Source organism: Nonomuraea sp. NPDC049129, from assembly GCF_040648495.1.
Lineage (GTDB): Bacteria > Actinomycetota > Actinomycetes > Streptosporangiales > Streptosporangiaceae > Nonomuraea.
The window spans coordinates 142,974-159,857 of sequence record NZ_JBEZDU010000018.1 but is presented as its reverse complement, the minus strand read 5'-3'; the positions used below and the strand labels follow the sequence as shown (position 1 = coordinate 159,857).

The window sequence follows — 16,884 nt, the reverse complement described above, 5'->3', positions numbered from 1 at the left end:
TGGCTTATTCGTCACGGTGTGTCTGCGCGGCGTGGGGCGGCCACCGTCTCATCTTCGGACTGTCGAAGGACCGAGGAAGGAGGCGATGGCCGCGATGCCCACCCTGGCAGGTGTGACGGCTACGCGAACGGAAACGAACGCTTCCGGTCTGGCCCGGGACGCTCTGGCTGTGCTCGCGGCGTTCCGGCACGAGCTCTACGGCTGCCTGACCGCACGAGCTGATGAGCTGTTCGAGCTGGTCGAGGCGATGCTCTGCACGGACGGTCCCGTCCGGACGCTGGTCGACCTGGCGTTGGCGCCTGAGCACCGGCGTGGCCACGGCTCGCTCTATGACGGGCTGAACCACGGCCGCCTGGACGTTGCCCGGCTGCGGTTCGCGCTGGCCGCGAGGCCACTGCCCCGCGCTGCGGACGGCCGGATCGTGCTGGCCGCCGACGTCTCCCCGTGGCTGCGGCCGGACGCCGAGACCAGCCCCGACCGGGCGTTCTGCCACACCTACGGCCGCGGCAAGGATCAGCACCACATGATCCCCGGCTGGCCCTACTCGATCGTTGCGGCCTTGGAGACCGGCCGGACCTCCTGGACCGCGCTGCTGGACGCCGTCCGCCTCCCCGCCGGCGCCGACGTCGCGGCGCTCACCGCCAAGCAGTTGCGGGATGTGGTTGAACGGCTGATCGCGGCCGGTCAGCACGAGCCCGGAGACCCTGACATCTTGCTCGTCGTCGACGCCGGCTACGACGTCACCCGGCTGGCGTTCCTCCTCGCCGACCTGCCGATCGAGATTCTCGGACGGCTGCGCAGCGACCGGGTCATGCGCCGGCCGACCCCGCCGCGCGTCTATGACCCCTACGGCGGCCGGCCGCCCAAGCATGGCACCGAGTTCGTTTTCGGCGATCCGGCCACCTGGGCTGAGCCCCACGCCGCGACCATCACCGAGACCACCCGCTACGGCACCGCAACCGCTCAGGCCTGGGATCGGCTGCACCCCCGTCTGACCCGCCGGGCTGCTTGGCTCGGCTTCCCCGACGAGCTTCCGATCATTGAGGGGACCGTCCTGCGCCTGCAGGTCGACCACCTGCCGAGCGGCGGAGATCCCAAACCGATCTGGCTGTGGTGGTCTGGCACCGGCGCCACAGAGACCGACGTCGACCGGCTCTGGCAGGCGTTTCTGCGCCGATTCGACCTTGAGCACACCTTCCGGATGCTGAAACAGACCCTCGGCTGGACCGTCCTAAGCTCCGCGATCCCGCGGCCGCCGATCGGTGGACCTGGCTCATCATCGCCGCTCACACCCAGCTCCGGTTGGCCCGCGACCTCGTCACCGACCTGCGACGCCCCTGGGAGAAACCTGCCGAACCCGGCCGACTCACCCCCGCCCGCGTTCGCCGAGGGTTCCGGAACCTCCGCGCGAAGACCCCCATGCCAGCCCGCGCACCGAAACCCTCCAAACCCGGCCGCGGACGACCCCAAGGCTCCAAGAACAAGCACCCAGCGTCACGCCACGAGGTCGGCCTCACCCTCACCACCGGCGAAGCCTACGCACGCCCAGCCCACCACAAGAAGGGCACCAAACCCCGCCGCCGAGCCTGAGAAATCACACTCCGCAACCGCCTGCAATGAGAGCTTCGCCCCATAGGCGAAGATCCAAGGTTAAACGACAAGCTAAGAGGGCCATGGCCGAGGCCCGGTAGCGGTGCCGCTTCTTCTTCGGGCGGACTATTTGAAGGCCGCGATGTTGCGCTCCGCCCACTCTGCGAAGGTGCGCGGCGGGCGGCCGAGGAGCCGCTCGACGTCGGGGCTGACGCGCTGCTCGGCGGCGGACGGTGCGCCGAGGGCGCCGAGGGTGGCCTCCACGACCGGCTCGGGCATGTATCCCAGCATCTGGTTCCGAGCCTCCGCGCGGCTGAGCTCAACGAACTGCACCGACTCGCCCAGGGCGTCCCCGATCGCCGAGGCCTGCTGCCGGGGTGAGATCGGCACCGGTCCGGTCAGCGTGTAGATGTTGCCCTCGTGGCCCGGCTCGCGCAGTGCGACGGCGGCGACCTCGGCGATGTCGGCCGGGTCGATGGCCGGCACCGCGACGTCGCCGAATGGCGCCGCGACCACCCGTTGTGTGCGGACCGAATCGGCCCATTGGAGCGTGTTGGAGTCGAAGTTGCCCGGCCGCAGCATCGTCCATTCCAGGTTCGACTGCTTGACGGCGTCTTCCAGATGCGAGGGGTGGCGTTGCGTGCCCACGCCGTGGGAGGACAGCAACACGACCCGCCGAACGCCGACCGCCCGCACGATGTTCACGACGTCATTGAGATTGCCGTTGGCCATGAAGTCGGGGGAGGTCAACAGGAACAGCGCTTCGGCTCCGTGGAGGGCGGGCTTGAGGCTCTCCGGCTCGGCCAGGTCGGCCCGCTGATGCCGCACCCCCACCGGCACGTCCAGTTCTGAGATCCTTCGTGACACCGCCGTCACCTGCTCGCCGGCCGCGACAAGCGCCTGCACGAGCGACTGTCCGACGTTGCCCGTGGCTCCAGTCACCACAATCATGTTCGCTCCCAGTTGTCGATGTCCCTTTGCGGACTCGATGGAAGCTACTAGTGCTGGGATAGTAGGTACCTAGACGAAAGTATTGGCAGGAAGGCTTATTGTGACCGATGACACACTTTGGGCGGCCCCCGTCGACGTCCCCCCGGAGCAGGCGTGCCCGATCGCCCCGGTGGTCGACATCGTCTTCAGCCGCTGGACCACGCCGATCCTGTGGGTGCTCAATGAATATGGGCGGCACCGGTTCGTGGAGTTGCAACGCCGTATCACCACCATCACGCCTAAGGTGCTGACCGAACGGCTGCGGCAGTTGGAACGCGACGGGCTCGTGCTGCGCACCTACCACCCCGAGGTTCCGCCGCGGGTGGAGTATGAGATCAGCGAACTGGGACGCAGCCTGGCGCCGCTGTTCGCGGCACTCGCCGACTGGTCGGTCAACCTGGGTGAGGTCGAGCAGGCCCGGCTGGACTACGACGGCAGGGAACCAGCTCGCAGCCGTCGAACCTGACCGAAAGTTCATCGACCAGGAGGCAGCGTTCTTTCGCTTCTTCGGGCTAGCGGGGCCTCCTGACCCGGGAAGGCGTTCTCAGGCGGCGCGTGGCGCATGTGTCGGCCTGCGGATCCACGCCTGCGGCTTTTTCCTGGTCAAACGCCTGGTCATGAGCGTGATCTACGCGACGGTCAGATGAGCTTCGCTATGCGAAGGCTTGCGCTCAAAATCGATCACATTGCGGCGGGCGTTCATCAGCCAAGAGAGAGACCTCTCGACGATCCACCTTCTCGCGAGCACCTTGAACCCGATCTGACCAGGCCGTTTAGTCACGATTTTCAAGGTGAGGTGCAGGAAGCGGCGGGCCCACTCGACCAGCGTCCCGGCGTAGGCGCTGTCGCCCCAGATGAGGGTGAGTTGCGGGTGCAGCATCCGCAGCCGGGCCAGTAATTCGCGGGCGGCGTCGCGGTCGGGTTGCCCAGCGGCCGTGACCATGACCATCATGAGCAGGCCGAAGGTGTCCACGACCAGGTGGCGCTTTCTCCCTGGCACCTTTTTACCTGCGTCGTAGGACCGGGAGCGGCCGGTGACGGTGGCTGCGGCGCGCACCGATTGGGAGTCGATGATGCCGGCGACCGGGTTGGGGCAGCGCCCGGCGCGCAACCGGATGGCGCGGCGAAGCTCATCACGGATCCGGTTGAAGACCCCGGCCCTGGTCCAGCGGCTGAAGAAGCCGAACACGGTCTGGTAAGGCGTTATGTGGAATTTGAGCTCGGCGGTCAAGCCGTATCTGACCAGGCCTCGAAGACGGGCGGTATCAGGCCCCTTCGTTAGCCGTGCAGACCCCACGTGTCCAAGCCGGAGTAGATGTAGGCCGTCTTGCACTGTGGCGCGGCCATGCACTCTGCCTCTCCCGTGTAGATGGCCACGAGAGAGTCGGCGCCGCGCCACCAGGTGTCCGCCAGCCCGGCGACCTCGGCGACCGCCTCGTAGGCGTCCAGTTGGAGGGTATCGACGTCCTGGCCCGTGACCTTGGTGATCGTCTTTGCCCAGGTCGACGCGTGATGGGCCAGCGCCACAGACTCCACCCAGCCGTCGACGGTCGAGTGCAGGGGCATCCACCTGTCGCCGTGGACGCCGAACTCTCCATGGGGGCCGATCATGAAGCTGTAGGGAACGGCGGTTCGCTGCGCTCCTGCTTCGAACCACCATCCTTTCTCCGGCGACCCTTCTGGGGTATCGGGATTCAAGATCCTTGGTCCGCCGTCATAATGCGGAGCAGGGGGAAGCGCAAGCCCGCCCCAGCGTCTTGCGTAGGCAGCCACTCGGTCGATCTCTGTAGTTGGGATACCGAGTCCGAGCCAATGCTCTCGGTACTGATCAACATCGAATGGGGCTGCTCGCAAGGCGTGCGCACCCACGAAGTATCGAGCTCGACGCGTGAGTTCCTCGGGAGGATCGGCCAGGTAGAGACTCACGCGAGGACGTTATCTCATCAGTCGGCACTCCGGGGCGGGCCTTGGCGGACGTCGACGATGGGCAGCAGCGTGGCCGTGACCGGGATGCCGAGTTGGTGTGGTGTGGGGCCTGCCGGGGTGGGGACATCGGACAGTCGGCTCAGGAGTTGATCGAGCGCGGCCTGCCCGTCGTCGACAGCGGCGCGTTCGTCGTCGGTGAGGGGGATGGCAGCAAGCATGCGCTGAAGATTGTCCTTAGCCTCAAGGAGTTGGGCCTTCGAGCTGTCCTTAGGGGTGTAGAAGTCGCACTTGGCGCAGGCCATGCGGTGGGCGCACTGCTCGAAGAAGGTGTAGGTGCAGAAGCCGTGGCCGAGGTCGTAGTACTGCCAGGGCTCTCCGGTGGCGGCGGCACCGGAGGTGACGGCGTCGCGGTCGATGAGTATCTCGATGGTGCGGACGTTGCGTTCGAAGTAGCCAGCGTCTCGGTATGCCTTGGACAGAGTGTTTGGAGTGATCTTCGCGTAGTGCTGGGTGGATTTGAGGTCGCGGTGTCCGAGCCAGGCTTGCAGCTCGAACAGGGTCATCGGCTCCTTTGCGTTGTAGAGCTGCGAGGCGATGGTGGAGCGAGCTCGGTGACTGGTGATGTTGCCGCGGACATCCACTGCGGGAACCCCAGCCTTGGCGCAGAGCATGGGGATGATGCTGTCGTTGATGTAGTGCTTGGAGACGCGGCGGGCGCGGAAGGCGAACAGGAAGTCGACCTGCTCGCCGGTCTTGCGATCCAGGAGCTTCGGCTGGATGGGCCGGGCAGCTTGCCAGGCCTCGATGGCCTGGCCAAGCAGCGGGTCGACGGGTTTGGTGAACGCGGTGCCGGTCTTGTGGGTGGGAACGTCAAGGAGGCAGACGGCATCGCGGGCGAGGACCTCGTCTGAGTCGCCGGGGATCGGCATCCCATCGTGGTGCCACCGGATGCAGCCGAGACGGAGCCGGGCGATTTCGTCGCTGCGCTGGCCGGCGAACAGCCAGGTGAGCGTAATCGCTCTGATCAGCTCCATGGGATGGGCGCGGGTGTCGCCAGTTGGCCTGTCGTCCTCGGCGAGATTGAGCCCTGCCCAAAGCAGCTTGGCCCAGATGTCGTCGGCGATGACGCGCGGGTCGGGACCGATCAGCGCCTTGACGCTTCTCGGGGTCTTGAGCGCGGTGGTGACATCGAAGCGGCGCGGGATCCACTCCCATTCCTGCAGGTCGCGGAAGAAGGTGCGGGTCTTGCCCAGATAGCCTGACTTCGTCTCGGCCTTGATCGGTTCGCCTGCGCGAGCCCGCATCCCGTCGATCCACTGAACGTGGTCTCCAACCGCCATCCGGTCCACGGCCGCAACCCAGGACGCGCAGATCTCCCGAGTCCACTGCGCGGGTTCGGTGACGTCGGGGTGCTCGGCGACGAGCCACCGCCCGATCTTGGAGAGCACGGCGCGGTAGGAGGCGCGGACCTTGGGCGTCAGGGTTGAGGTCGCATACCAGCGCTCGACCCACTCCGCCCAGGCGGGCGAGGTCCCTTCGATCGCGAACGGGCCGGGGCTGTGAACGGGCGCGGGCGCCGGGTCGACGAAGCCGAGAGCGGCCAAGGCCCGATGTACTCCGTGCAGCACGTCCTGCTGGCCGCCCATCGCGGGATCGACCCGCAGCCGCAGCAGCATGCTGGTGGACAGATCCTGCGGCCGTGGGCTGCGGTTGAGCAGCAGCATCTGGCAGACCGATGCGGCCAGATACCCCTCTCGAACGGTGTAGCCCCAGCCGGTCAACACCTCGCGGATCTGCCCGATCGCGCCATCGACCGGCTCCCGCCCGAAGATCCGCCAGGCCAGGGACGGCCGGTGAAAGCGCCCGATGCGGTCGAACGCAGTGAACTCGCCAAAGAGATAGGCGAACGCGATGAGGAACGGGCGGACGTTCGCGCCGATCTGCCCAGGCCACGTTCGCCGGAAGTTCTCCCCGTCAGGATCGATGAGGTCGATCCAGTCCTGTTCAGACCAGTCCCAGAACGAGCGTCCCAGATCACCGCAGCGGATCAGGACGAGCGCGGCCGCATCCCGCGCGAACCGCTGTCTGGCACGTCGGCCTGGCACCCAGTGCAGCGCCGCCTGTGCGTCGTCCAGCGGTCGCAGCAGCCGTCGGAGCGATGCGTGGCGGACCGAGTCCAGATTGTTTGCTCCTCCTCGCGTGCGGTGCAGCAGCTCCGAGCCCAGCTCCCGGATGCCGTCCAGCTCGAGCTCGGTGAGACGACTTCGCCGGTCGTAGCGAGCGGGGTCGATAGGCCACGGCCAGGCCTCAGCCGCGGCCGTCCTGTGAGCGGCGGCCGGTTCCAACGCGGTCACGGCGTGACCACCGTCGCCGAGTTGTTCAGCCGCGTCAGCATGTCGACGCGCCAGGCGTGAATGTGCTCCATCGACTGGTTGAGCTTGGCCGACAGGTCCCGGCCGGACAGATGGATGTACCGAAGTGTCGACTCGGTGGACCGATGGCCAGCGAAGGTGGAGATCGCGTGCAGCTCCCAGCCCATCCGGGCCAGGTCGGTCAGGCATAGGTGCCGAGTGGTGTGCGTGGAGAACCGCGGGACGCCGGCCGCGTCGGCGATCCTGCGGACGACCTTCGACCACGTCCACAACGAAATCGGCTGGCCATGATTGCGGCGTGACTCCGACAGGAACAGCGGGCCACGCGCTCGGCTGATCCGGGAACGATGGGTGAGGTAGTTCGATAACAACACCCCGGTGGCGGCCGAGTAGGGAACCACCCGCTCCAGACGATTCTTGGTGTGCTCCGCCTGGACCCGTAACGTGCGCCGGCCCGGGTCAAGGTCCTCGGTGCGGAGCGAGCACAACTCCTCCCGGCGCAGGGCCGCGTCGTAGGCGAGCGCGAGCATCACCCGATTGCGGATCGGCTCAGAAGCGGCGACCGCCAGGACTTGGAGCCATTGCCGCTCGTCCGGGATCCACGGCAGCTTGATCAACCGCGGGACCAGACCCCGCTCCTGCCCGCCGAATCGTCGGCCTGGCGTGTACCTTCCGCGCCCCACCGGGTTTGAGTCACGCAGGCCCTCTTCGATGAGGTGGTCGTAAAAGAGCCGGACCGGGACCAGCCGCTGCTGGATCGTCGCGTCGGACAACCCCACGCCGGAGTCGATCGCGACAACGTTCGGCCCGCGACGGCTTGGTCTGCTGGTGAGCTCGCGCACGAACACTGCCACGTGCGCCCGGTTCGCGGTCGCCGGGTCGACGCCCTCGCGCTCGCAGACCTCCAGGTACTCCGCCAGGCCCCGGGCGTACGCGTCGATCGTCCGCGGCGCCCGCCCCAGATCGGTCCAAATCCGCAGCCACCCCGCGGCCAGCACATGCCGCCCCAGGATCGGCCACTTCTCCTCGAGAACAACGGCTCCCACCGGATCTCCTCAGCTACCCGCGAGACCGTACCGAAGCTCACCGTTCGGCAGGTCTGATTCCAAGTAACTGACAGAAAGTCCGCTGGCAGGGCCCTCCACTTGCAGGCGTTGTCGGTCACGTATCTGATCGCGTCGATGATGTCGCGGCGGTGGTGCTTCTCCGGCCGCCCGCCTGTGCGCGTCTGGCAGGCGGGCACCGGCAGGAGAGGCTCGATCAGCGCCCACTCCTCATCGCTGGTGTCGGACGGATAACGGCGCGGGCGCATCGGCTCACGCTCGCCCGGCCTTGTTGAGCAGGCTCAGCGCCGTCTGCACCACGTTGAGCTGGCCCAGCACCAGGTTGACCCACTCTTCCTCGGGCCGGGCGGCTGCGTGTGGTGCGACCGTCGCCGACAGCAGGCGACTGATCCGGGTCAGCTCGGTGCGCATGCGCGAGCGCTCGTAGGCGATCCAGTCATCGGGTTGGGCGGAGAAGCGATAGCCGTCGTCCGGCGTCCAGATCAGCGGGGTCAAGTGGGCCATCGCCGAGACCTCCCGGATATAGAGGACGCCCTTGCGAACCTGGTAGAGGCTTAGTTTGGTGGCGCCGACCAGTTGCCGGGCGGTCAATCCGGCCGGGCGGGCCTCCAGCAGCGCGAGACGAACCTAGTCGCCACAGACGTTGGCGGCCAGGCCTCTGGAGGGCATGGGCGCTACTCGCCGCGCAGCAGCCGGGCCAGGCCCTCGTCCAGGCTCACGTCGCCGGACTCGACGGCCGCCTCCAGCCAGTCAGCGGTCGCGCGTACCCGGCCGAGATTGCGCGCCACGGTGGCCTTCTCCTCGGCGGTGAAGGCGTGCCCGCGCAGCGTCGGCAGCACCCGGCCCACCGCGGCCACGAACACCGAGCACGCGCCGACCAGTTCGATGAAGTCGCGGCTGCGTTCGATCCGGGGCAGCGCCGGGGTGCGCTCCCGGACCGCCTCGCCGGCCTGCCGGGCCTGGTCGACCTGCGCACGGTTGACCAGGTGCCGGGCGGTGGTGTCGGTCATCGCCTTGAAGGCGACCTCCGGGCGGCGCAGCAGATCGGTCGCCACGGCCGCGGCGACCTGCTCGTCACGGGCCAGGTCGTGGATGCGCTCCACCTTTTGCTGCACCGAGGTCGTGTCGGCGAATTTCTGATCGACGGCTTGCTTGGCGGCCGTGTCGGTCCACCGGTGCGTCTTTTTGTGTTTGTCCAGCGGCGGCTTGGTGATGCGCTCCCATCGCTCCTCATCATCGCGGAGCGAGGACAGCGTCTTGTGAATGTAGTACGGCACCCTGTGCTGGCGGTGCTGGGCCGGCCAGCGGGAGGCCACCCAGCGGTAGGTTTCCAGTGTCTTCACCGGGATAGAAAGATCGTCGGCGAACAGCTGCAGCGACTCCAAGACGCCGAACAGCGCCTCGCCTCGGTCCGGGTGCGCGCCGCCGTGCGGCTGCATCGGCTCGATTTCTAGCGCCAGGTCACCGAGCTCGAACTGGGAACGGGTCTGGAGTTCAACCAGCTCCCGGCCACGAGTGATGATTTGTTCGTACCGCTCCTGGCTGACGTGACCGATCATGGTCGGCATGGTCCGCTCTCCCCTCGCACGCGACGTACGGGACAACGGCGGGATGCGGACCACCAACACCAAGCATCCTATTGATCACGTTTGGTGACAATCCCTGGCAAACAAGGTCTTTATATCTCCATAAACGATCATTAACGGGATTAGAGACACCTTCTAACTTCGAGACCCACCTCGGCGACCCCGCCAAGGTCAGCCAGATGCCACAGTCTCACCTGCCGACATCCCGCGGCTGCGCCAGTTCGTCCGAGACTGGCCGCCCACGCCATGACATCTGCAATCGCGGCCTCTGCCGGTGTCAGGGCTGGCTGGGGTGAGCCGCCTTGCCAGCGGTGGCCGTCAGGGCGGTGTGGAGGTCAGCGGGGATGGCAGCGTTGGGTGGGGTCGGCTTCGGCGGTGATGCGGGCAGAGGTCTCCTCGCCCAGGCGGACGTAGCGGCCGAGGCTGGCCAGGTGCTGGTGGCGGCTCTTGGCCTGTAGCTCGGGTGCGGTGCGTCCGGCCTGCGCGAGATGCTGGAGCGCCGAATGGCGAAGCTGATGCAGGGTCCACCCCTGCCGGTGCGGGTCGAGCTTCGCGGTGGCGGTCTTGAACAGGTATTCCGCCCGCGGGTAGGACAGCCGACCGCGCCGGGTGAGGGGGCAGATGTCGCCGGCGGCAGGCGTGCGGGCTCCGGAGGTGGGGGCGCGCCGGTCGGCCAGGAACACCGGCCCGGTGGTGCGGCCGGTCAGTAGGCGGGGCAGCAGCCGGGCGGTGGCGGTCGCCCAGTGCACGTACTCGATGGCGCCGCCCTTGGAGACGACCCGGGCACGGCGGAACTCCAGGTCCAGGTCCTCAACGTTCAGGGTGAGGATCTCCTCGGCGCGGGCGGCCGTGTCGTACAGGAGTCTCCACAGCACCCGTTCCCGCAGGGCGTGCGCGGGGTCGGTGAACAGCTTGTCCAGCCGGGTGGCGGGGATGGCGCGGTCGCCGCGGCGGGCGGGCTTGCGCCGTTCCAGCCGCCGGGCGGGGTTGGTGGCCAGCAGGTCCTGGCGCTGGGCCCAGGTGGTGAAGGAGACCAGCGCGGACAGGTGTCGGTTCCAGGTGGCGGCGGCCGCGGTGGTCCAGCGGTCCATCACTGCGGCGTACTGCTCGGGCGTCAGGTCGACGACCGGATGCTCTGGCCCGGCCACGGTGGTCAGGCGGGCGAGGGTCTGGGCGTAGCCGGCGCGGGTGGTGGCCGCGGTGATGGACTCCAGGAAGCGCTCGACGGCGGCCGTCGAGCCGGTGGCGGGACCCGTGGGCGGGGTGGGTGGGCCGGGGAAGGCCACGACGGACACGGGCGTCCTCCTGGCAGGCGATGTGACACATAATGTAGCCGAGTCGCGTGCGCGGCGGCGGATGCCGAGCTGGGCGGACGCGGCTCGCCAGCGGCAGGTGTGACAGATAATACGAATTCTGTGTCACATGCATCGCGTCCGGCTGCCGTGATCGGTATGGGCTTCTCCACCCCCACCGGCAAGGCCCTCGCGACAAGTGTGTGGTGTGTCCTGGACGCGGCCGGATTCAAGGGCCAGGACGAGGAGGGCGAGCCCCGCGGTAGCGAGGACTCCTCCGGCTACCGGCTGGTCGAACACTGCGACAAGGTCGAGGTCGCCTACGAGGCGGCGGCCGGTGGCTACCGGTTCCGAGTCTGCCCAACGGCGACCCGCTGACCCTCATTAAAACGAGGCTAGAAGGTCCTGTCGAACCCGTCCTTGGCGACCTCGTGGCCGAATAGGCCGCCGGCGTTGTCGGCCAGCACGTCGGTCTGCGGGTAGGCGGCCAGCACCGGCGCTGTGATCTTGATCTGGCAATTTATTTGCATATTTCGGGTTAACCTTTACAGACCTTCGGAAACGACAACCAGCAGCGTCATAAAGTCGAATCGGAGAGTTAATCAGCGATCTGGCGTCTTTGCCACTGGGGCCTGGCGAGGCTTCTTGCCCAGGGGGCGCTGATCAAGTGACACGCAACGATGTCCGCTGCTTTGTGTGGACCCGATCCAATCGAAGTAGTGCTCTTCTCCCGCGGCCACCTTGTCCTATAGAGAAGGCGTTTCATGAGTGCTCAGGATTCCAATCTCTCGTCGACCGGATTCGACTATGTCGTCGCAGTGACGCAGGACAGCATCAACGCCACCTTGGAGGAATACCTCTACAGCAGTCTGCCCGAGGTCATCCTGTGCTACATCTACGATAATAGTTTCCAGCCGACTCCGATCGATTTCGCCACATTTGTGGCCGGTGCCGGCAACACGGATCCTTTCAGCGTGCCCGACGGCACGGCGCCATCCGACGCGAGGGTGCAGAATCTCAGCAACGCCAATTTCGCGTTCGCGATCAAGGCAAAGCTGGGCATTCCGCCCGGTGTCGATCCCGCGTCGCTGCCGCCGATCGTCGTCCTGAAGGCGGGGCAGTCCAATGTGACGTACACGCTGATGTTCGGCGAGTTCGTCGCGACGGAGATCACCTACGGTCCGCATGGGCCGATGGCCTGGTTCAACCAGTCGCAACCGTCCGGCACGAGCTGGACTTTCTCCGGCGCCGTCGACCTGGACTTCCAGGACACCTCCTTCACCAGCCTTCCCTCGGACGCGCAGAAGCGGCTCAAGGACATCGGCGACCCCGACATGTTCAGCGTCCAGCAGCTCTACTACGACCTGAACAGCTCCGACCTGGAGCAGGGCTTCCAGTTCAACAACGTCCCGACGAACAGCGCCCTCAACGCGTTCATGACAGCCGACTTCATCAACACCTACTGGAAGGCGCTCGGTGGCGAAGAGGTGCTCGGCTACGCCGCGACGCAGGTGGCGCAGACACAACCGACCTCGCTCGCGGTGACGGACCTGAACTTCTTCACACCGGACGCCGTCGGCTCGGACAACGCACCGCTCACGCTGAACTACCTGTGTGCCGTCAACAACGACCAGCTGCCGGATACCACGCACGCCGGGTTCGGCTGGAACTGGATCGAGCCCGGCGAGACATCCCAGTACGACGGCGTGGCCGCTCTGAATCGGAACGCGTTCGCCAACTATCTCCTCAATACCGACAACAATGGACAATCACTGGCCGCATACATCCAAGGGAATTGCCAGAGGCCTGAGGCGACCGTCCAATGCAGCGGTCAGGAGGCTGAATATTTCTATATGTATTTCTTCCCCGGTGACCCGACGATAACCTGTCCCCCGTCCGGCCCGGTCATCCTCTCCTGCAACTACAAGAGCGCCATTTCTGACAAGTGTGGAGGCCCCCTCCTCGGCGGGTCCATACAGATCACCATCACCTACGACATGGCGGTGAGCGTCCAGGGCAACACGATGACGATCACCCAACATCTCGTCGGCTACACCTACATCACATATCAGGGGAGCAGCGATGGTGGCAATGTCGTCGACAAAAGCATCACAGACGTCTACACGATAGGGGTCGACGACACGGGCCAGATCGTGACTGCCCTGCAAAGTTCGACTCCGGTCGACAATTCAAAGACGCCCGGAGTGAACGGCTTCCTGAACTGGTTCACGAACATCAATGATCTCCTCGATTGGGCGACCGACGCCGTGCGAGGATGCACGGCGACAAGTTTCGCGGATGTCCCGGTCTCGTTCCTGCAGAACTTCGTCTTCCCGGGCGGATCGTCGTTCGTGTTCAACGACGCCGTTTTCTCGGACAACCAGGACCTCGTCGGTCACATCACGTACGCCGACCCGACACTGTGACTTCTTTCTCGGATTTCTGATCCCGATTTCCGAGGTAGTTCCGGACAATCCTCGAGCGGGCGGCGCGTGCCGCCGCCCGCCATGGCCGAAAGCGCTGACATTCCCATGAAGATCTCTTTCGAGTCCGAGCTGATGGAGAACCACAAGGCCGCCGTGGTCATGGCCCCCGACCAGGCTTTCGAGGTGCTCCAGTCGCAGGACGGCGACGCGCTCTTCTTCTCGATCGGAACCGACAACGTCTGCTATCTCACCCGCGAGGTGACCGAGACCCCGACGGGCTGGAACAGGATCGACCTCAGCAGCGCACTGTCGGCGAACCACGGCGGCGCGGCGGTGACGGCCAAGGCGTTCGCCGTCACTCAGAACGCCCAGACCCTCGCCATCGACATCGCGCTCGCGGTGACCGTTGGCGGCGCGGACGCCCTGTACCTCTCCCTCGGCAACGCGAACACGGACGCGGCCTGGGCGGACGGCGTCACCTGGACGGCCGTCCCGTTCGACGCGGGCACCGCACCGGACCCCCTCGTCATCGCCGACGTGAACATCATGAACATCCCCACGCCCGGCGACTCCGGTGCCGCCGAGAACATCATGGTCGACATCCTGCGTTGGCCGAATGACCCGTTGCGGCTGCTCGATCGCTACTACATCACCCCGGGCACGTCGCCCCACTGGAACCTGCACAAGCTCACCGCCGACCTCGCCGCCGGCAGCATCGTGAACTGCCTCGGGCAGCGGCCGAACGACCCCCGTCCTGACTTTCACATTCCCGGCATCTACACCTTCGGCACGATCAGCGGCGAGCCGCAACTGCTCTTCACGCCGCAGTACAACTACGAACGGCCCGGCAATGCGCCCACCCCCGCCCGGCTGACGCCGCCGCCGGGAACCAGCGCGATCGCATCCGCGCTCAATGGCTCCGGCGTGACCAACCTGTTCGTGGCCGCCGCGGACGGCCTGTACCTCTTCACGCCGGACAACCAGCACGACCGGGCGACGCCGGTCCAGATCGTGACCGACGATCTCATCGCAGGCGCCAACACCCTCGCCGCGGTGACCGACGCCAACCGCACCGCGGTCTGGGGCCTCGGCCCGCAGGGCACCCTGTGCTACGTGAGCTGCCCCGCGGGCAGCGAGGCGGACCCGGCCGCGTGGTCGACACCGGTGCCGTTGCTGCCCACTGCGGCGCAGTTCGCGTTCTTCCTGAACCTCGGCGCCGGCAACAACGTCCTGTTCGCCGACGTGGACGGCCAGGACCTCATCCAGCTCACCCAGGACCCCGTCACCACCGACTGGCTCCAGCGCTCCATCCTGTTGCCCGCCACCGACCCGGACGACGTGATCGCCTTCAACAGCTTCACCACTCACGTCACCGTCACCGACGACAGCGGTCTCGCGGCGCCGAACACCGCGGTGGCGGTGACGGCGACCAGCCCGGTGAGCGTCTACCTGAACGACGTGTACCACCTGCTCTCGACGACCGTGCCGGTGTACACGACCACCGACGCGACCGGGGTGCTGACCGTCGTCCAGGAGACCCAGTCCCTGGCCGCCGTCTGCTTCCACATCGTCCTGACCGAGACGCCGGACGTCGTGGCCGAGGTCAACCCCATGAGCAAGGCGACCGCGACGCTGGACGCCGTACAGACCGGTGACGACCTGCGAGCCGTCGTGGTCACGAACGCGGACGGAACGCAGCAGCCGCTCGTGCCGTCCAGCGTCGCCACAGCGGACAGCGACGCGGCGGCCAAGGCCGTCGTGCAGTTGATGAACATCAATGCCGGACTGCCGCAGGACGGCTCCTCGCAGGGCTCCGGCGACTTCGCCATCCCCACGGCCAGGGCCGGCGCCATACCGCAGGTGTGGGGCATCTCGTTCGCCGGCGGCGGGCTCACCTATCACGAGGGGGCCGACGCCGTCGCGCACCTCGCCCCGCGGGCGTTCGGGGAGGCCCCTCTCGGCATTGGTTCGGACATCTCGGTGGCGATGGGTGACTTCTTCTCATGGCTGAAGCACTGCTTCGAGGATGTCGAAAGCTTCCTCGTGCAGGAGGTCGAGGGCATTTACCACTTCGTCGCGACGATCGCCGGCGAGGTCTATGACGTGTTGCTCGACTGCGTCGCCGCGGTGGCGCACGCCGTGGAGTTCATCTTCAACAAGATCAAGGTGTTCTTCGAGGACCTGATCAAGTGGCTGGGCTTCCTGTTCGCCTGGTCCGACATCGTGCGCACGCACAACGTGCTGAAGAACATCTTCACGCGGTATCTGGCGAAGTGCATCGACGGGCTCGGCGACGCCGAGACCCAGGTGCAGAACACGTTCATCCAGCTGCAGGGCTACGTCAACACGTGGGCCGACCTGCCGAACGACATTCCGGCGAGCCTGGGCGGCACCACCCGGAGCAGCGCCATGGCGGCCGCCACACCGGTGCCCGGCCAGGACAGCCCACAGAGCAACTGGGGGCTGCACCAGCTGAAGAGCAACGCGACCAACAGCACCACGACCGCCCAGCCCAACCAGGGGGTCACGGGTGACGTGACAGCCACGCTCCAGCCGCTGGCGGACGCCCTGGGCAGGGAAAAGGACATCCTCGAGCTCGCCTTCCACAGCTTCAAGACCGACGTCATCGACAAGATCGACCAGCTCTCGTTCACCCAGCTCGTCGAACAAGCGATCGCGATCATCACCGACGCGCTATTGCAGAGCATCGAGAACGTCCTGATCGCGGCGATCAACGTGCTGGCCGAACTCGTCGAGGGCATCCTGGAGATCCTGAACGCGACCATCGAGATCCCCGTCCTGTCGTGGCTGTACAAGAAGATCTCCGGCAACGACCTGAGCCTGCTCGACGCGGCCTGCCTGGTGGCCGCCATCCCGGTCACGATCGGCTACAAGCTCATCGCCGACGCTGCGCCATTCCCCGACAACGCCACCACGACCGCGCTGATCGACGCACCGGACTTCGCGACCATCCGGCGGATCTGCAACTCCACGCCCGCCCCATCCGCCAGGCCGGCGGCGGCCGAGCAGATCCAGACCTCAGTCAACGACATCCTGGTGCTCACCGGTGGTGTCAGCTCCGTGGTCGGAGCGGTGTCGCTGAGCGTGTTCCAACCGCTGGCCAAGAAGTACCGGCAGAGCAAGGTCTTCCCGATCCTCAACGGCCTGTCGTACCCGCTCTACGTGTCTCCCGACATCATGGGCCAGATCCCCGACCTGCAGAACCCGCAGTGGTGGGCCATCACCAACCAGGTCATCGCGGATTTCATGACCGTGAAGGCAGTCGTAGACATGGGCGTCGGGCTGACCGCGCAAGAATCGGCCGCGGACAAGGCATGGAGCCCGGTCTCTCCCTTCCTGGACTTCGGCGCGAACTTCGTGTGGTTCGTGCCGACCCTCGGCGCGTTCGCATATTCGGAGGCAGACAAGGTCGACGAATTGAACGTCTGGGGCGGCACCTGCTTCAACCTCAACGGCATGATGTCGCCGGTGCTGGCGGACGACAGCGACCCCGCCTCCTGGGGCATCGCGGTCGGCATCGCGACAGTGCTCAACCTCGCCTACGGCTCGATGTCCTGCTCGGCCAGCGCCCTGACGTTCAAGTCCTGAACCACGGGCAGCCAGCCGGCAAGCTGCAG

At 66.5% G+C, this 16,884-nt stretch carries 14 protein-coding genes and 1 pseudogene; 5 read left to right on the top strand and 10 right to left on the bottom strand.

The annotated features are described in order from the left end of the window. Positions 1-112: 112 nt before the first annotated feature. Positions 113-1,636, top strand: a complete 1,524-nt coding sequence (locus tag AB0B64_RS41955; protein ID WP_358185143.1) for an NF041680 family putative transposase — start codon at positions 113-115, stop codon at positions 1,634-1,636. Between the two features lie 80 nt (positions 1,637-1,716). Here the strand turns inward: AB0B64_RS41955 and AB0B64_RS41950 are convergent, their stop codons facing one another. Continuing rightward, complete coding sequence (locus AB0B64_RS41950) at positions 1,717-2,541, bottom strand: NAD(P)H-binding protein (RefSeq protein WP_357955316.1); 825 nt, start codon at positions 2,539-2,541, stop codon at positions 1,717-1,719. Between the two features lie 100 nt (positions 2,542-2,641). On the opposite strand from AB0B64_RS41950, the gene AB0B64_RS41945 reads away from it, so the two are divergent. Continuing rightward, the gene (locus AB0B64_RS41945) at positions 2,642-3,046 is read left to right on the top strand and encodes a helix-turn-helix domain-containing protein (protein ID WP_357955314.1); all 405 of its coding nucleotides are present in this window, start codon (positions 2,642-2,644) and stop codon (positions 3,044-3,046) included. 162 nt (positions 3,047-3,208) lie between these two features. Here AB0B64_RS41945 and AB0B64_RS41940 read toward each other — a convergent pair whose 3' ends face one another. From AB0B64_RS41940 to AB0B64_RS41905, 8 genes and pseudogenes are all read right to left on the bottom strand, one after another. Further along, positions 3,209-3,811 carry an IS5 family transposase gene (locus tag AB0B64_RS41940; protein ID WP_358185140.1) on the bottom strand — a complete coding sequence of 201 codons (603 nt, stop codon included), beginning with the start codon at positions 3,809-3,811 and terminating at the stop codon, positions 3,209-3,211. A gap of 47 nt (positions 3,812-3,858) precedes the next feature. Beyond that, a complete protein-coding gene (locus AB0B64_RS41935) occupies positions 3,859-4,191 on the bottom strand; it encodes a hypothetical protein (protein ID WP_357955310.1) in 333 nt (110 codons plus the stop codon). A gap of 332 nt (positions 4,192-4,523) precedes the next feature. Further along, positions 4,524-6,860 carry a tyrosine-type recombinase/integrase gene (locus tag AB0B64_RS41930; RefSeq protein ID WP_358185137.1) on the bottom strand — a complete coding sequence of 779 codons (2,337 nt, stop codon included), beginning with the start codon at positions 6,858-6,860 and terminating at the stop codon, positions 4,524-4,526. Beyond that, entirely contained in the window at positions 6,857-7,924 is a 1,068-nt protein-coding gene (locus tag AB0B64_RS41925) for a site-specific integrase (RefSeq protein WP_358185134.1), read from the bottom strand. Before AB0B64_RS41925 ends, AB0B64_RS41930 begins: the two co-directional genes overlap by 4 nt. 74 nt (positions 7,925-7,998) lie before the next feature. After that, positions 7,999-8,190 (bottom strand): annotated as a pseudogene (locus tag AB0B64_RS41920) (transposase); the annotation flags it as partial. Between the two features lie 4 nt (positions 8,191-8,194). Then, on the bottom strand, positions 8,195-8,533 hold the full coding sequence (locus AB0B64_RS41915) for a hypothetical protein (RefSeq protein WP_357955304.1): 339 nt from the start codon (positions 8,531-8,533) through the stop codon (positions 8,195-8,197). A gap of 83 nt (positions 8,534-8,616) precedes the next feature. Beyond that, positions 8,617-9,510, bottom strand: coding sequence for a DUF6192 family protein (locus AB0B64_RS41910; protein WP_357955302.1), 894 nt, complete (start codon positions 9,508-9,510; stop codon positions 8,617-8,619). Positions 9,511-9,863: 353 nt separating this feature from the next. Continuing rightward, positions 9,864-10,823 carry a site-specific integrase gene (locus AB0B64_RS41905; RefSeq protein ID WP_357955300.1) on the bottom strand — a complete coding sequence of 320 codons (960 nt, stop codon included), beginning with the start codon at positions 10,821-10,823 and terminating at the stop codon, positions 9,864-9,866. A 156-nt stretch (positions 10,824-10,979) separates the two neighbouring features. Between AB0B64_RS41905 and AB0B64_RS41900 the strand changes: the two genes are divergently transcribed. After that, the gene (locus AB0B64_RS41900) at positions 10,980-11,198 is read left to right on the top strand and encodes a hypothetical protein (protein WP_358185131.1); all 219 of its coding nucleotides are present in this window, start codon (positions 10,980-10,982) and stop codon (positions 11,196-11,198) included. 17 nt (positions 11,199-11,215) lie between these two features. Here the strand turns inward: AB0B64_RS41900 and AB0B64_RS41895 are convergent, their stop codons facing one another. Then, positions 11,216-11,350, bottom strand: a complete 135-nt coding sequence (locus AB0B64_RS41895) for a hypothetical protein (protein WP_358185128.1) — start codon at positions 11,348-11,350, stop codon at positions 11,216-11,218. A 234-nt stretch (positions 11,351-11,584) separates the two neighbouring features. On the opposite strand from AB0B64_RS41895, the gene AB0B64_RS41890 reads away from it, so the two are divergent. Next, on the top strand, positions 11,585-13,246 hold the full coding sequence (locus tag AB0B64_RS41890) for a hypothetical protein (protein ID WP_358185125.1): 1,662 nt from the start codon (positions 11,585-11,587) through the stop codon (positions 13,244-13,246). Between the two features lie 105 nt (positions 13,247-13,351). After that, positions 13,352-16,855, top strand: a complete 3,504-nt coding sequence (locus tag AB0B64_RS41885) for a hypothetical protein (protein ID WP_358185122.1) — start codon at positions 13,352-13,354, stop codon at positions 16,853-16,855. Positions 16,856-16,884 lie beyond the last annotated feature (29 nt).

What these genes read in the sequence shown, in the direction of transcription:
- AB0B64_RS41950 (WP_357955316.1), bottom strand. Translation starts at nt 2,541, where the DNA reads ATGATTGTGGTGACTGGAGCCACGGGCAACGTCGGACAGTCGCTCGTG.
- AB0B64_RS41935 (WP_357955310.1), bottom strand. Translation starts at nt 4,191, where the DNA reads ATGATCGGCCCCCATGGAGAGTTCGGCGTCCACGGCGACAGGTGGATG.
- AB0B64_RS41910 (WP_357955302.1), bottom strand. Translation starts at nt 9,510, where the DNA reads ATGCCGACCATGATCGGTCACGTCAGCCAGGAGCGGTACGAACAAATC.
- AB0B64_RS41900 (WP_358185131.1), top strand. Translation starts at nt 10,980, where the DNA reads ATGGGCTTCTCCACCCCCACCGGCAAGGCCCTCGCGACAAGTGTGTGG.
- AB0B64_RS41895 (WP_358185128.1), bottom strand. Translation starts at nt 11,350, where the DNA reads ATGCAAATAAATTGCCAGATCAAGATCACAGCGCCGGTGCTGGCCGCC.
- AB0B64_RS41890 (WP_358185125.1), top strand. Translation starts at nt 11,585, where the DNA reads ATGAGTGCTCAGGATTCCAATCTCTCGTCGACCGGATTCGACTATGTC.
- AB0B64_RS41885 (WP_358185122.1), top strand. Translation starts at nt 13,352, where the DNA reads ATGAAGATCTCTTTCGAGTCCGAGCTGATGGAGAACCACAAGGCCGCC.